The following is a 13730-nucleotide window of genomic DNA, read 5'->3' as shown; positions in this document are numbered from 1 at the left end:
GACACTCGACGTCCCGATTCCTCCATCGACCCCGTCTCATCGGTCGATATCCACAGGCCCGCTCCAATGTGGACAACTCCGGTCACGAGACCCGAAACCAGGCTTCCGGTCGGTGGCCGCCGATAGACTGGACTCGGGGCCGCCCCCCTAGGGGAGGGCGGGGGCCGCTGTCGCTGGGTCCCGCGGCATACGCTGCCGAGCGGGTCGACGACGTGGAAGTCCTTTCGGGAGGCGCTCGTGAAATACGTGGTCCTGATCTACGGCAACCCCGAGTCCCGCCGGGCGTGGGAAGGGATGAGCGCTGAGCAGCGGGCCGCCGGGCTGGCCTACTACCAGCAGCTCAACGACGATCTCGACGCGTCCGGTGAGCGGCTCGTCTCCGAGCGGCTCGCCTTTCCCGAGCTCACCAAGCAGGTCAGCGTCGGCGACAGCGGGCCGCTGACCACCGACGGGCCCTTCGCGGAGGCCAAGGAGTTCCTCGCCGGCTTCTACCTGCTCGACTGCGAAAGCGAAGAGCGCGCGCTCGAGATCGCCGGGCGGATCCCGGAGGCGGCGTTCGGGGTGGTGGAGGTGCGGCCGGTCATGGGGCTGCACGGGACCGAGCTGTGATCGAAGGCCTGCTCCGCGAGCTCGCGCCGCAGGTCCTCGCCGCGCTCGTGCGGCGGTACGGCGGCTTCGACACCTGCGAGGACGCCGTCCAGGAGGCGCTGCTGGCGGCGTCGCTGCAGTGGCCCGTCGACGGGTTGCCCGATCACCCGAAGGGGTGGCTGATCACGACGGCGTCCCGGCGCCGGATCGAGCAGTGGCGCAGCGAGACCGCGCGGCAGCGGCGCGAGGAGACGGTCGCGCTGGCGGAGCCGCCGGATCCGGCGCCGGTCGCCGGCGTCGACGACACGCTGACGCTCCTGCTGCTCTGCTGCCACCCGTCGCTCACCCGGCCGTCGCAGGTCGCGCTGACGCTCCGGGCGGTCGGCGGCCTGACGACCGCGGAGATCGCGCGCGCGTTCCTCGTCCCGGAGGCGACGATCGGCCAGCGCATCAGCCGCGCGAAGCAGAAGCTGCGCGGCGAGCGCTTCACGCCGTCGCCGGACCCCGGCCGCCTGGCCGCGGTGCTGCAGGTCCTGTACCTGATCTTCACCGAGGGCCACACGGCCAGCTCGGGTGACGCCCTGAACCGCGTCGAGCTGACGACGGAGGCGATCCGCCTGACCCGGCAGCTGCCGGCGGGCGGCGAGGTGACGGGTCTGCTGGCCTTGATGCTCCTGACCGAAGCCCGCCGCCCGGCCCGGGTCGACGCGACCGGCGCGCTGGTCCCGCTCGCGGCGCAGGACCGGTCCCGCTGGAACGCGGAGCTCATCGCCGAGGGCGTCTCGCTGATCACGACCGCGTTGTCGACGTCGCCGGTCGGCCCCTACCAGCTCCAGGCGGCGATCGCGGCCGTCCACGCGGAGGCCCCGACGGCCGCGGACACCGACTGGGCCGAGATCCTCACCCTCTACGACCTGCTGCGCGTGGTCGCGCCGGGCCCGATGGTCACGCTCAACCGCGTCGTGGCGTTCGCCCAGGTCCACGGGCCGGAAGCGGGCTTGGCCGAGCTGGCCGGCGCCGATCTGGAGGCCCACCACCGGGTGGACGCGGTCCGGGCGCACCTGCTGGAGCTGGCGGGGGACGTCGTCGGGGCGCGAGAGGCGTACCTGACGGCGTCGAGGCGGACGTTGAGCCTGCCGGAGCAGGCCTACCTGCAGTCACGGGCGTCCCGGCTGACGTGAGTTGTCCACATGGGGGCACACCTGTGGACAACCTGGGGAAGGACGAGCGCGGCCGCCGTTCTTGCGGGAGGATCGACCGCATGCAGGTCACCGTGCTGGGCGCGTCGGGGCGAACCGGGTTCCACATCGCACGGCTTCTCGCGGCCAAAGGACACACCGTCCGGGCCGGGCTCCGCAGCCGCCAGCGGGCCGAAGTCCTCCGAGACCTCGACGTCGAACCCGTGGTCGCCGACGTCACGGCGGATCCCGAGGACCTCGTCGAGGCCTTCCTCGGCTCGGACGTCGTCATCGCGGCCATCGGGGCGCCGGACCCGGAACCGGCGTCGGTGAACCTCGTGGACCGGGACGGCTCCGTCACGGCCATCCACGCCGCCGAGAAGGCCGGCGTCGCGCGGTACATCCAGGTCTCCGCCCAGTTCGCCGACTCCCCGGACCAGGGTGACCGGCTCGTGCGGTCGATCCTGCTCGCCAAGCAGCTGTCCGACCTCGCGCTGCAGAAGTCCGCGCTGACCTGGACCATCGTCCGGCCCGGCACGCTCACCGACGGCCCCGCCACCGGGCGCGTCAAGGTCGCCGGGCACCTCGAACCCGGGCGGGTGACGCGGCTGGACGTCGCCGCCGTGGTCGTCGGGGTGCTCGGGGAGCCGCTCACCGAAAACCGCGGGTTCGACGTCGTTTCCGGCGACTTCCCGGTCGGGCCGGCCCTTGCCGCGTTGGGGTGAAAAACGCGACTTAAGTCGTACACGGAGGGATACCTGAGTGGGGCTCCCGGTGCGGACCGGCCCCGGTACCCTGCGGTGACAGACGACCGATTTCCAGGGGGTACGAGCAGTGAACGTCGACCATTGGCTGGAGACGATCCCGGCGCTCTCGGTGTACCTGATCGTCGGCGCGGTGATCATGGTCGAGAGCCTCGGCATCCCGTTGCCCGGCGAGGTCGTGCTGGTTAGTGCCGCTGTGATCTCCATCAGCCACCCCAACGTGAACCCGCTGTGGGTCGGGATCGTGGCCAGCGCCGGCGCCATCATCGGCGACAGCATCGGCTATCTCATCGGAAAGACCGGGGGACAAAGGCTGTTCGCCTGGGCCGGCAGGAAATTCCCGAAGCATTTCGGGCCGACGCACATCGCCAACGCGGAACGTATCTTCAACAAACGGGGTATGTGGGCCGTGTTCCTCGGCCGGTTCATCGCGTTCCTGCGGATCCTCGCCGGCCCGCTCGCTGGGTCGCTGAGGATGCACTACCCGAAGTTCCTGATCGCCAACGCGCTCGGCGGCATCGTCTGGGCGGGCGGCACCACCGCGCTGGTCTTTTACGCTGGGGAGGCGGCGAAGAAGTGGCTCGGCGACTTCTCCAAGTACGGCCTAATCGCCGCCATCGTCATTGGCATCGTCGTCTTCTTCGTGGTGAAGAAGCGTCTCGGCCAGAAGCACGAGGGTGAAGAAGAGACGCCGCAGGAGAAGCAGGAAGCGGCCTCCTAGACCGGCACTTCCTCCGGCAGCAGCTCGGGATCGGGCTTGCGCGCGGACTTGAGCGAGCCGAGGAGAACGCCGCCGATCACGACCACGGCGGCGGCGATCTCCAGGCCGCTCGGCCGCTCGCCCAGCAGCAGGAACGACGCCGTCAGCCCGACCACCGGCACCAGCAGCGAAAACGGCGAGACGACGCCGGCCGGGTTGCGGCGCATCAGCGTCGTCCAGATGCCGGAGCCGACGATCGTGCCGAACAGCACGACGTAGGCCAGCCCGCCGAGCGCGGTCAGCCCGGTCGGCGTGCCCAGCGTCGTCAGCGCGTGCCACTGCGCCGCCGGACCCTCCATGACCAGCGACAACGCGAACATCGGCAGCGGCGGGACCACGGACATCCACAGCGTGAAGTGCAGCGGGTTGTCCGGCTCGGCCCGCCGCGTGCTCAGGTTGCCGAACGCCCAGCTCAGCGCGGCCAGCACGGTGAGCACCATCGGCAGCAGCGCCGCGTGCCCGGACTGCTGCCACGCGATCGCCGTCATCCCCGCGACGGCCAGCAGGATCCCGGCCAGTTGCCGCGCGGTGACGCGTTCCCGCAGGAAGACGGCGCCGAGCAGCACCGTGAACGGCGCCGACGCCTGCAGCACCAGCGACGCCAGCCCGGTCGGCATCCCGGTGTCCATCGCGATGAACAGGAACGCGAACTGCCCGGTGCCGAAGCCGAGCCCGTAACCGAGCAGGTGCCGCACCTTCACCTTCGGCCACGGCACGAACAGGATCGTCGGCACGGCGATCACGGCGAACCGCAGCGCGCCCGCGAACACCGGCGGGAACTGCCCGAGCGTGGCGTGGATGGCCAGGAAGTTGAGGCCCCACAGGACGGCGACGAACATGGCCAGCAGACGGTCACGGGTGGGCATGCCTCCACTCTGACAAGACTGACCGTGAAGGACCAGCGAGAATATCTGCAGGAATCGTGTAGCCATGCTTCACGTACGCTGACGCCGTGGATCTGGGTCGCCTGCGCACGCTGCGGGAGTTCGCCGACCGCGGGAGCGTGACGGCGGCCGCTCGCGCGCTGCACTGCACGCCGTCCGCGGTGTCGCAGCAACTGCGTGCGCTGCAGGGCGAAGTCGGCCTGCCGCTCACCGAGCCGGCGGGCCGCGGCCTGCGGCTGACCGACGCCGGCCGCGCGCTGGTCGCCCGGGCCGACGAGGTGCTGGCCGCGCTGGAGCGCGCCGAGTCCGAACTGGACACCTACCGCAGCGCGCCGCGTGGCCGCGTGCGCGTCGCGATCTTCCAGTCGGCCGGGCTGATGCTGCTGCCGGGCCTGCTGACCCGCGTCGCCGGATATGAGGGCCTGGAGATCGACGTCCGGGACGTCGACATGACGCCACCGGAGGTGCCGGGCCTGGTCGCGGACTACGACGTCGTCGTGGCGCACCGCGACGAGCACGCGCCGGAGTTCGACGCCGGCCGCCTCGACGTCGTCCCGCTGCTGCGCGAACCCCTCGACGTCGCGCTCCCGGCCGGGCACCGGCTGGCGAACCGGCGCCGCGTCGAGCTGCCGGAGCTGGCCGACGAACGCTGGATCAGCGTCGACTTCGGCTTCCCGGTGGACGACGTGCTGCGCTCGCTGACCGTCCGCACCGGCGTCCGGCCGGTGGTGGTGCAGCGGATCAACGACTTCCGGATCACCGAGCGGCTGGTCGCGGCCGGGCACGGCATCGCGCTGCTGCCGCGGTACACGATGGACACCCGCCGCGGCAGCGGCCTGATCGGCCGGCCGCTGGCCGGGATCCGCGCGGCTCGCCTGGTGGAAGCGGTTTGCCGCACCGGCGCGCTGCAACGTCCGGCCGTGGCCCAGGTGATCGAAGAGCTGCGCGCGGAGGTCGCCCAGCTCACCGGCTCGTGAGTGTTTAGGGCGGTTAGAACCGCCCTAAACACTCACGACGTGCTGTGGGCGCGGAGGTGGGCGACGGCGATGTGCAGCGCGTCCTCCAAGGCCGTCAGGTCGCCGCGGATGTGGGCCAGCAGCAGGCCGCCCTGGACACACGCCATCGCGGCCTGGGCCAGCCGCGCCGGGTCGGCGCCGGCCGCGAGTTCGCCCTGGTCGCGTAGCCGTTCGAGGCCGCGCGTCAGGTGGGACTCCCAGGTCCGGTAGGCCTGGTCGAGCAGCGGCCGCACCTTCGGGTCGTCGCCGAGTTCGCCGGCGAGGTTGCCGAGCGGGCACGGGATCGGCGCCGCGGCGCGGCGCTGGACGTCGAGGAGCTGCTCGGTCCACGTGTCGAAATCCGCCCACGACGCCAGCGTGAAGATCGCGGGCTGGTTGCCGAGGATCTCCGTCAGATAGCGGTCGATCACGGCCTCGACCAGCTGATCCTTGTTCTTGAAGTAGTGGTACATCTGCGATTTCCCGGCCCCGCTCGCGGCGAGCACCTTGTCGACGCTCGTACCCGCGACGCCGTGGACGTACATCAGCTCCGCAGCCGCGTCGACGATCGCGTCGCGGGTCCGCTGGCCACGCGCGGTCGTGGCCGCTGCTTGCGTCTCCATGTACCGAACAGTACAGTCAGCTCCACTGTACCGATCAGTACAACGAACGGGGACCCAAGTGGGGAACGATCTGAAGAGCGGGCTGGACGGCGTCAAGGACTACGGCCGGAGCGCGTTGCCGCCGGAGGTGTTCACGGTCTTCGAGGCCGACATGGCCCGCGCGGCCGACGAGACGAAGTTCGCCGAAGCCGGGGTCACGATCGAGGACTTCACACTGCCGGGCGCGAACGGCGAACCCGTCAGCCTGGGGCAGCTCGTCGCCGACGGGCCCGCGGTGCTCGTGTTCTACCGCGGCGAGTGGTGCCCGTTCTGCAACCTGACGCTGCGCACCTACCAGCAGGAAGTCGTCCCCGAGCTGGCGAAGCTCGGCGCGACGCTGGCCGCGATCAGCCCGCAGACCGCGGACGGCTCACTGACCACGCGGGAGAAGAACGAACTCGACTTCGCGGTGCTGTCGGATGTCGGACACGTCGTCTCGCGGCAGCTCGGACTGACGTTCCGGGTGTCGGACGCCGTGCGGGCGGCGATGAGCTCGATCGGCACGGACCTGGGCCAGGTCAACGGCACCGGCGAATGGGAGCTGGCGTACCCGGCGGTCGTCGTGGTCGACCGGGACCGCACCATCCGGTACGTCGACGTCCACCCGGACTACACCACGCGCACGGAGCCCGCGGCGATTCTCGAAGCCGTCAAATCGCTCTAGCTCCGCGCTTCACGCTGTAGGTGATCACCGAACCCAGGACCAAGGCGACGCCGAGGGAGAGCAGCATGCTGATCCCGGGTTCGGTGATGATCTGGCCGCCCGCGTAGCCGAGGAAGGCGACGTAGGACGTCCAGAGCGTGACGCCGACGGCCGACGCGGTGAAGAACTCCGCCATGGGCCACCGGAGGGAGCCGGCGAGGAGGGCGCCGACCGTCCCGCCCGACGGCAGCCAGCGGGCCACCACCAGCACCGGCCGCGGGTGGCGCTGCAGGCGGCCGTCGAGCCAGCCGATGCCGGCGGCGATCTTCTTCCGCCGGCTCAACCGGTCCAGCGCCGCCCGGCCACCGAACCGGCCGAGGGCGTAGAGCGCCTGGTCGGAGGCCAGGCATCCGGCCGTGGCCACGGCGATCACCAGAGCCAGCGACGTCCCGCCCTGCGCCGCCGCGATGCCCATGCCGAGGAGTGTCACCTCGGTGGGCAGCAGCGGCACCAGCGAGACGACGAACAGCACCAGCAGTCCTGCCGTAGTCGCGTCCACACCTCCATTAACCGCCCGCGCGGCCCGGATGAATCCCGATCAAGGGGGACTCACAGGAAGCCGACAGCTCTTCCACAGATTGGGTGAACCATGTCAGGAGTTGTCATGGTTCGGGGTGATCGTGAGGTCATGAGCACCGAATCGAACACCCTGTCCGGAAAGGTCGCGCTGGTCGCCGGCGGCACCCGCGGCGCGAGCCGGGCGATCGCGGTCGAGCTGGGCCGCGCGGGCGCCTTCGTCTACGTGACCGGCCGCAGCAGCGGCACCACGAAGTCCGAAGTGGACCGTCCGGAGACCATCGAAGAGACCGTCGAGCTGATCGAAAAGGCGGGCGGCCAGGCCGAGGCCGTCCGGGTCGACCACCTGGAGCCGGCGGAGGTCGCGGCGCTGGCGAAGCGGGTCGACGCCGCACACGGCGGCCTCGACATCCTGGTCGACGGCATCTGGGGCGGCGACCAGCACCTGGGCTGGGGCAAGCCGGTCTGGGAGCACGACCTGGACGCCGGCCTGCGCATGATCCGCCTCGGCATCGACGCGCACCTGATCACCGGCCACCACCTGCTGCCGCTGCTGATCCGCCGCCCGGGCGGCCTGGTCGTCGAAATGACCGACGGCACGGCGGAGTACAACGCGAACTACCGCGAGGGCACGTCGCTGCCGTTCTACGTCGCGAAGGCGTCGGCGCACCTGCTGGCAAAGGGTGAAGCGGCGGAGCTGTCGGCGCACGAGTGCACGGCGGTCGCGTTCACACCGGGTTACCTGCGCTCGGAGGCGATGCTGGACATCTACGGCGTCACGGAGGAGAACTGGCGCGACGCGCTGGAGAAGACCCCGCACTTCGCGATCTCGGAGTCCCCGACCTTCTGTGGCCGCACACTGGTGGCCCTGGCCACGGACCCGGAACGGCACCGCTGGTCCGGGCAGACGGTGAGCAGCGGCCAGCTGGCAAGGGAGTACGAAGTCGACGACACCGACGGCAGCCGCCCGGACGCGTGGCGCTACATGGTCGAGGTGGTCGACGCGGGCAAGGAGGCGGATACAACGGGCTACAGGTGATCGCGACCCGGCTGAGCGTGGTCCCGCCAGTCGCAGGCCCTGCTGGCGGGGCTCGCGCTGGCCGCGGCGCCCGCTGGCCGCGGCGCCCGCTGACCGTGGCGCCTACGGTCCTCGCCACCTGCAGTTCCCGCGGCGCCCGCAGCCCTCGCTGACCGCAGCTCCCGCTGTTCGCAGCCCCTGCCGCCACAGTCCTCGCGATGGCAGCCCCCACCCACCTCAGGGGGGCGTGCCCTTGTCCAGTCTATCGATGGCCCCCGACGAAACCGGCCGCAAGCCCGTCGGGGCAGCCAGTTGTCCACAACCGCCGGGGCCTGTGGACTACCCGCTGTTGCGGGTCGCGACCTCGGTGCCGATTGCCGCGAGCGCGGCCCGGATCTCCGGAGGCGTCACGACTTCTACGCCGGGGCTCAGTGCGATCAGCTGGCCGAGGCCGATCTCGGTGCTTTCCAGGGCCAGTTCGGCTTCGGCCCAGCCGTCGGCTGTCGGCTCGCCCAGCGATATCACCGTGTGGGCCAGGTCTTCGGCGCCGAACACGCGTCGCAAGCCGCGTACCGCCGTTCGGTTCAGTCGGGCCGTCACCCGCAATGGGCGGTCTACCTGCTCGAACGTCGCCGATGCCGCGCGCCACCAGCCCGCCAGGTCGAAATCCGGTGGCCGCTCGAAGCGCGCTTCCAGCTCTGCGGCCGTCAAGATCCGGGACACGCGGTACGTGCGGCGCGCGTCGTCGTCCGGCACGCCGGCGACCAGGTACCAGACGCCCGCCTTGAGCACGAGACCCAGCGGTTCTAGCACCCGATCGGCCACCTTGTCGCGGCGCCGGTAGCTGATCGCGATCCGCCGTTGCGCCCAGACCGCGCGGGCCACCGTCGCCAGCTCGGGTGAGGAGTCCGCGGCGCCGAACCAGCCCGGCGCGTCCAGGTGGAAGCGGCCTGCGACGAGCGCGGCCTGCTCGTGCAGCTCCGGCGGCATCCCCGCCGACACCTTGGCCCGCGCCGCGCTGCCCGCGGTGTCGAGGCCGAGCCCGGCCAGCGCCTCCGGCACGCCCAGGGCGAACAGTGCGACGGCTTCCCGCGCGGTCAAGCCGTCCAGGCCCGCGCGCCAGCCGTCGACCAGGCGGAAGCCGCCGTGCCGGCCCGGCTCCGTCCACAGTGGAACGCCGGCGTCGCGCAACGCCGTGAGGTCGCGGTGCATGGTGCGTTCGGAGACGCCCAGCTCGGCGGCCAGCTCGGCCGCCGTCGCGCTGCGCCGCCGTTGCAGCGTGAACAGCAGTGCCACCAGACGCTCGGCCTTCATGTCCCCAGAATGCCGTGAAGGCCGCCCCGGGCCGGGGCGGCCTTCACGAAAGGAGGACTAGCGGTTGGCGCGGTTCACCGCCGAGACGACGGCGCGCAGCGACGCCGTGACGATCGACGGGTCGATCCCGATGCCCCAGAACACCCGGTCCGAGATCGCGCACTCGATGTACGACGCGGCGCGCGCGTCGTCGCCCGGCGAGAGCGTGTGCTCGGAGTAGTCCAGCAGGCGCAGGTCGAAGCCCACCGTCGAGAGCGCGTCGAAGAACGCCGCGATCGGCCCGTTGCCGCGGCCGGTGACCTCGTGCTCGTCGCCTTCCACGCGCACCGTCGCGGTGATGTCGTACTCGCCGTCACCGTTGTCGCGGACGTGCTGGCGCACCAGCTCCAGCGGCGTCTTCAGCTCCAGGTACTCGGCCGAGAAGGCGTTGTACATCGTGGTCGGGTCGACCTCGCCGCCCTCGGTGTCGGTGTAGCGCTGGATGACCTTCGAGAACTCGATCTGCAGGCGCCGCGGCAGGTCGAGCTGGTGCTCGGCCTTCATGATGTAGGCGACGCCGCCCTTGCCGGACTGCGAGTTCACCCGGATCACGGCCTCGTACGTGCGGCCGACGTCCTTCGGGTCGATCGGCAGGTACGGGACCTCCCACGGGTACTCGTCGACCGGCACGCCCTGCTTGCCGGCGGCGTCCTTCAGCGCGTCGAGACCCTTGTTGATCGCGTCCTGGTGCGAGCCCGAAAACGCGGTGAACACCAGGTCGCCGCCCCACGGCGAGCGCTCGGGCACCGGCAGCTGGTTGCAGTACTCGACCGTCCGCTTGATCTCGTCCATGTCCGAGAAGTCGATCTGCGGGTCGATGCCCTGGCTGTAGAGGTTCATGCCCAGCGCGACCAGGTCGACGTTGCCGGTGCGCTCGCCGTTGCCGAACAGGCAGCCCTCGATCCGGTCCGCGCCGGCCTGGAAGCCCAGCTCGGCGGCGGCGATGCCGGTGCCGCGGTCGTTGTGCGGGTGCAGCGACAGGATCACCGAGTCGCGACGGGCCAGGTTCCGGCTCATCCACTCGATCGAGTCGGCGTAGACGTTCGGCGTGGCCATCTCGACGGTCGCCGGCAGGTTCAGGATCACCGGCTTCTCCGGCGTCGGCTGCCAGATCTCGGTGACGGCGTTGCAGACCTCGAGCGCGTACGACAGCTCGGTGCCGGTGTAGGACTCCGGCGAGTACTGGAAGCGGAAGTCGGTGTCCGGCTGCTTCGCGGCCAGCTCGACGACCAGTTCCGCGGCCTGCGTCGCGATCTTCTTGATGCCTTCGCGCTCCTCGCGGAAGACCACGCGGCGCTGCAGGATCGACGTCGAGTTGTAGATGTGGACGATCGCGCGCGGCGCGCCTTCGAGGGCCTGGAACGTCCGCTCGATCAGCTCGTGGCGGCACTGGGTCAGCACCTGGATGCTGACGTCGTCCGGGATGGCGCCCTCTTCGATGATCTCGCGGACGAAGTCGAAGTCGGTCTGCGACGCGGCCGGGAAGCCGACCTCGATCTCCTTGTAGCCCATGCGTACGAGCAGGTCGAAGAACTTGCGCTTGCGCGCGGGCGACATCGGGTCGATCAGGGCCTGGTTGCCGTCCCGCAGGTCGACGGCGCACCACAGCGGCGCGCGGTCGATGCGCTTGTCCGGCCAGGTGCGGTCGGGGACGTCGATGTTCTCGATCAGGTCGTACCAGGGGCGGTAGCGGTGCACCGGCATGGACGTGCCGCGCTGGGTGTTCCAGGCGGGCTGATCAGCGGGCGCGGTGCGAGAGGGTTTGCGGATGCGCGAACTCATGGAAAGGGTTCTCCTGAAAAAACGGGTGCGGACGACCGGCACCACGAAGCCCCGCGACGGGGAGCCGGTCCGGTCAGGCCCCGTCGCGGCAGCGAAGCAGGAGAGCACGCGCCACGTACCCACCATAACCATCGAGCGAGGCCGGGGGGAAGTGAGGTCGCGATCCAACCGTTACTTCTCATCCGCCATCCGAGTTACCAGCGGGTAGCAATCGGCCCAGTGCCGTGCGAAACTGCGGGCATGGCTGAACACGCAGAGTCGTCGGCGTCTTCGGAGGACACGGAGACGCGCGTCGCCCGCCGGGCACCGGTCGACTGGCGCCGCGCCGGGGGCAAGGTGGCCAACGCGGTGGCGTCGATCGTGCGCTGGGTGGGCTTGGTCTTCGCCGCGATCCTGGTGATCCACGTGATCTTCACGGTCGGCTCGGCCAACCCGGACAACGGCATCGTCTCGTTCGTCCACTCCTGGGCGGACGGCTTGGCGCTGGGCTTCAGCGACCTGTTCACACCCACCGACGCCAAGCTGCGGGTCCTGGTGAACTTCGGCATCGCGGCGATCTTCTGGCTCGTGGTCTCGGGAATCCTGGCGAAGGTGATCCGCCGGGTGGGCGGCGGTTCCTGAGCCGGCCTAGCTCTCGGCGAGTTCGTCGTACACCCGGTCGCAGATGTACCGGCGCCCGTAGTTCCCCCCGGTGACCTCGCGGAGGAAACCGGCTTCCTCCAGCTTCCTGATCGCGCTGGCGGCGGTCGGATAGGACACGCCGAGGTCGGCCTGCACCTTCGGAATGGTCATCATCGGGTATCCGATGATGTTCACCGCCAGGTCGTGGACGCTGCCGCGCGCGCCTGCGTCCTTCATCGTTTCGATGACTTCCTGGGAGAACGCCATCAGGCTCCGGATGGTTTCCGTGGCCGCCAGAGCGCGTGCTTTCACGGCTTCGGCGAAGAATCGAACCCACGGGTCGAAGTTCCCCGTCCTGCTCACTGTGAGCAGGTGGTCGATGTAGTCGTCACGCCGGGGTTCCAGCCAGGGGGACAGGTTCAGCACGGGGTGCTTCAGCACGTGCTCTTCGATGAGCTGCAAGGTGATGATCAGCCGGCCGATCCGGCCGTTTCCGTCGCTGAACGGATGCAGTGTTTCGAACTGGTAGTGGCCAAGTGCCACTTTCACCAGTACCGGCATCTCCTGATCGGCGTTTATACACTTCTCCCAGTCGCTCACGCCGTCGCGCAGCACGTCGCCATTGGGTGGCGGGACGAACCTGGACTGTTCGATTCCTCTGCCGCGGTCTCCGATGCAGACGAGTCGCTCTCGGAGCCGGCCGGCGTCGTAGGTGTCGCCGCGTGTTCCCGTCACCAGTATCTGTTGAAGCCTCGACACCACTTGCAGACAGATCGGCAGCTTCTTGATGAGGTCGAGTCCGGCGAAAGCCGCTTGGACGTAGTTCTGCACCTCCTGCACCTCTGCCGTCGGCTGGTGACTTTCGGTGTACTGAGCTTCCAGCACATCGGCGTAGGGGGCGAAGGTTCCTTCGAGCGCCGAGGTGCTGACGGCTTCCCGGGTCAGTGACGGTCGCACCAGAAGGTCGGGGTTGGGTAGCCGGTCGGTCAGGGCGTCCAGTACGCCCAGCGCGCGATCGGCCTCGCTGATGAACTTGTAGGTGCCGGGCGACAGCTCGACTACAGTCGGGAGCGGAGCGGGTACGAAGGCGAAGTGGTTGTAGGCCTGTTTGGTCCGGCCGTCCACGCCGCTGATCGGCTCCAGCCGGCCGACGGGTGACTTGCTGAACGTCTCTACCTGCACTTTTAAAGCTTAGCGCATGAAGCTTTCGTTCTGGCGGCGACATCTAAGGGTTCTTACAGTCTCGGCCTCGAACTTCAAGGTTCGGGCTCAAGTCTTGAAATCTGGTGCTTGCCAGAGTGGCGCCTAGAGCGCCGGGTTGCCCCACTTTTCGGTGAACGCGAACTCCTCCAGCGGGATCCGGACCCGGTCCGCCCGCTCGCGCTCGATCCGCCAGTCCTCCTCCAGGACGTCCGGGTGCGCCGGCGAACCGACCGCGATCGCCACCTTCGGGACCGCGTCCGCGGGCAGTGAGAACGTCGACTGGACCGCCTCCGCCGAGAAGCCCGCCATCTGGTGGGCGATCAGTCCCAGCTCCACCGCCTGCAGCACCAGGTTCTCCGAAGCCAGCCCCAGCCCGTACTCCGTGTAGGGGACTTCGCCCTTCGCGTTCGTCGTCACCATGACGCCGATCAGCAGCAGGCTCGCCCGCCGGGCCCACGCCTGGTTGCCCGAGTTGAGCGTCGCCAGGATCGCGTCGAACGCCGGCGTGCCGCGGACGCCCACCAGGTACCGCGCCGGCTGGGTGTTGCCGAACGACGGTGCCCAGCGGGCCGCCTCCAGGAGGGCCCGCAGCTGGTCCGGGGTGACGACGGCAGACGCGTCGTAGGCCCGCGGGCTCCAGCGCTCGGCCATCAGGGAGGCGATCGGGACGCTCGTCACAGCTGGTTTGCGCACGATCGAAAAG

The 13730-nt window shown here is 69.9% G+C and carries 15 protein-coding genes; 8 read left to right on the top strand and 7 right to left on the bottom strand.

Annotated features, from left to right (window positions below; translation table 11 throughout):
• Positions 1-237 precede the first annotated feature (237 nt).
• The 4 genes from OG439_RS35840 (at position 238) to OG439_RS35825 (ending at position 3251) form a co-directional block, all read left to right on the top strand.
• Positions 238-609, top strand: coding sequence for a YciI family protein (locus OG439_RS35840; protein WP_326945040.1), 372 nt, complete (start codon positions 238-240; stop codon positions 607-609).
• Positions 606-1769 carry an RNA polymerase sigma factor gene (locus OG439_RS35835; RefSeq protein WP_326945039.1) on the top strand — a complete coding sequence of 388 codons (1164 nt, stop codon included), beginning with the start codon at positions 606-608 and terminating at the stop codon, positions 1767-1769. The genes OG439_RS35840 and OG439_RS35835 overlap by 4 nt, the downstream gene beginning before the upstream one ends.
• Before the next feature lie 80 nt (positions 1770-1849).
• Positions 1850-2491, top strand: coding sequence for an SDR family oxidoreductase (locus OG439_RS35830; RefSeq protein ID WP_326945038.1), 642 nt, complete (start codon positions 1850-1852; stop codon positions 2489-2491).
• 109 nt (positions 2492-2600) lie between these two features.
• Positions 2601-3251, top strand: coding sequence for a DedA family protein (locus OG439_RS35825; protein WP_326945037.1), 651 nt, complete (start codon positions 2601-2603; stop codon positions 3249-3251).
• Here OG439_RS35825 and OG439_RS35820 read toward each other — a convergent pair.
• Positions 3248-4156: an EamA family transporter gene (locus tag OG439_RS35820; RefSeq protein ID WP_326945036.1), complete on the bottom strand. Its 909-nt coding sequence runs from the start codon at positions 4154-4156 to the stop codon at positions 3248-3250. The genes OG439_RS35825 and OG439_RS35820 overlap by 4 nt on opposite strands.
• 86 nt (positions 4157-4242) lie before the next feature.
• Between OG439_RS35820 and OG439_RS35815 the strand changes: the two genes are divergently transcribed.
• Positions 4243-5151 carry a LysR family transcriptional regulator gene (locus OG439_RS35815; RefSeq protein ID WP_326945035.1) on the top strand — a complete coding sequence of 303 codons (909 nt, stop codon included), beginning with the start codon at positions 4243-4245 and terminating at the stop codon, positions 5149-5151.
• A 32-nt stretch (positions 5152-5183) separates the two neighbouring features.
• Here the strand turns inward: OG439_RS35815 and OG439_RS35810 are convergent, their stop codons facing one another.
• A complete protein-coding gene (locus OG439_RS35810; RefSeq protein WP_326945034.1) occupies positions 5184-5792 on the bottom strand; it encodes a TetR/AcrR family transcriptional regulator in 609 nt (202 codons plus the stop codon).
• A 58-nt stretch (positions 5793-5850) separates the two neighbouring features.
• Between OG439_RS35810 and OG439_RS35805 the strand changes: the two genes are divergently transcribed.
• The gene (locus OG439_RS35805) at positions 5851-6495 is read left to right on the top strand and encodes a peroxiredoxin-like family protein (protein ID WP_326945033.1); all 645 of its coding nucleotides are present in this window, start codon (positions 5851-5853) and stop codon (positions 6493-6495) included.
• Here the strand turns inward: OG439_RS35805 and OG439_RS35800 are convergent.
• A complete protein-coding gene (locus tag OG439_RS35800) occupies positions 6482-7033 on the bottom strand; it encodes a DedA family protein (RefSeq protein ID WP_326945032.1) in 552 nt (183 codons plus the stop codon). The two genes, OG439_RS35805 and OG439_RS35800, sit on opposite strands and share 14 nt — an antisense overlap.
• Positions 7034-7162: 129 nt before the next feature.
• On the opposite strand from OG439_RS35800, the gene OG439_RS35795 reads away from it, so the two are divergent.
• Positions 7163-8089 carry an SDR family oxidoreductase gene (locus tag OG439_RS35795; RefSeq protein WP_326945031.1) on the top strand — a complete coding sequence of 309 codons (927 nt, stop codon included), beginning with the start codon at positions 7163-7165 and terminating at the stop codon, positions 8087-8089.
• Positions 8090-8407: 318 nt separating this feature from the next.
• Here OG439_RS35795 and OG439_RS35790 read toward each other — a convergent pair whose 3' ends face one another.
• Positions 8408-9382, bottom strand: a complete 975-nt coding sequence (locus tag OG439_RS35790; protein WP_326945030.1) for a helix-turn-helix transcriptional regulator — start codon at positions 9380-9382, stop codon at positions 8408-8410.
• A 57-nt stretch (positions 9383-9439) separates the two neighbouring features.
• Entirely contained in the window at positions 9440-11203 is a 1764-nt protein-coding gene (gene leuA / locus OG439_RS35785) for a 2-isopropylmalate synthase (protein WP_326945029.1), read from the bottom strand.
• A 240-nt stretch (positions 11204-11443) separates the two neighbouring features.
• Here leuA and OG439_RS35780 point away from each other — a divergent pair, with 240 nt between their 5' ends.
• Entirely contained in the window at positions 11444-11824 is a 381-nt protein-coding gene (locus tag OG439_RS35780) for a hypothetical protein (protein WP_326945028.1), read from the top strand.
• Positions 11825-11830: 6 nt separating this feature from the next.
• On the opposite strand, the gene OG439_RS35775 is transcribed toward OG439_RS35780, so the two are convergent.
• Both OG439_RS35775 and OG439_RS35770 read right to left on the bottom strand, forming a co-directional pair.
• Positions 11831-13006 (bottom strand): Fic family protein, encoded by a 1176-nt coding sequence (locus OG439_RS35775; RefSeq protein WP_326945027.1) that lies wholly within the window; start codon positions 13004-13006, stop codon positions 11831-11833.
• Positions 13007-13129: 123 nt separating this feature from the next.
• A complete protein-coding gene (locus OG439_RS35770) occupies positions 13130-13720 on the bottom strand; it encodes a nitroreductase family protein (RefSeq protein WP_326945026.1) in 591 nt (196 codons plus the stop codon).
• Positions 13721-13730: the final 10 nt, after the last annotated feature.

Origin of the sequence: Amycolatopsis sp. NBC_01307, assembly GCF_035975215.1 — a bacterium.
GTDB lineage: Bacteria > Actinomycetota > Actinomycetes > Mycobacteriales > Pseudonocardiaceae > Amycolatopsis.
This window is presented reverse-complemented; position numbering and strand designations above follow the sequence as displayed.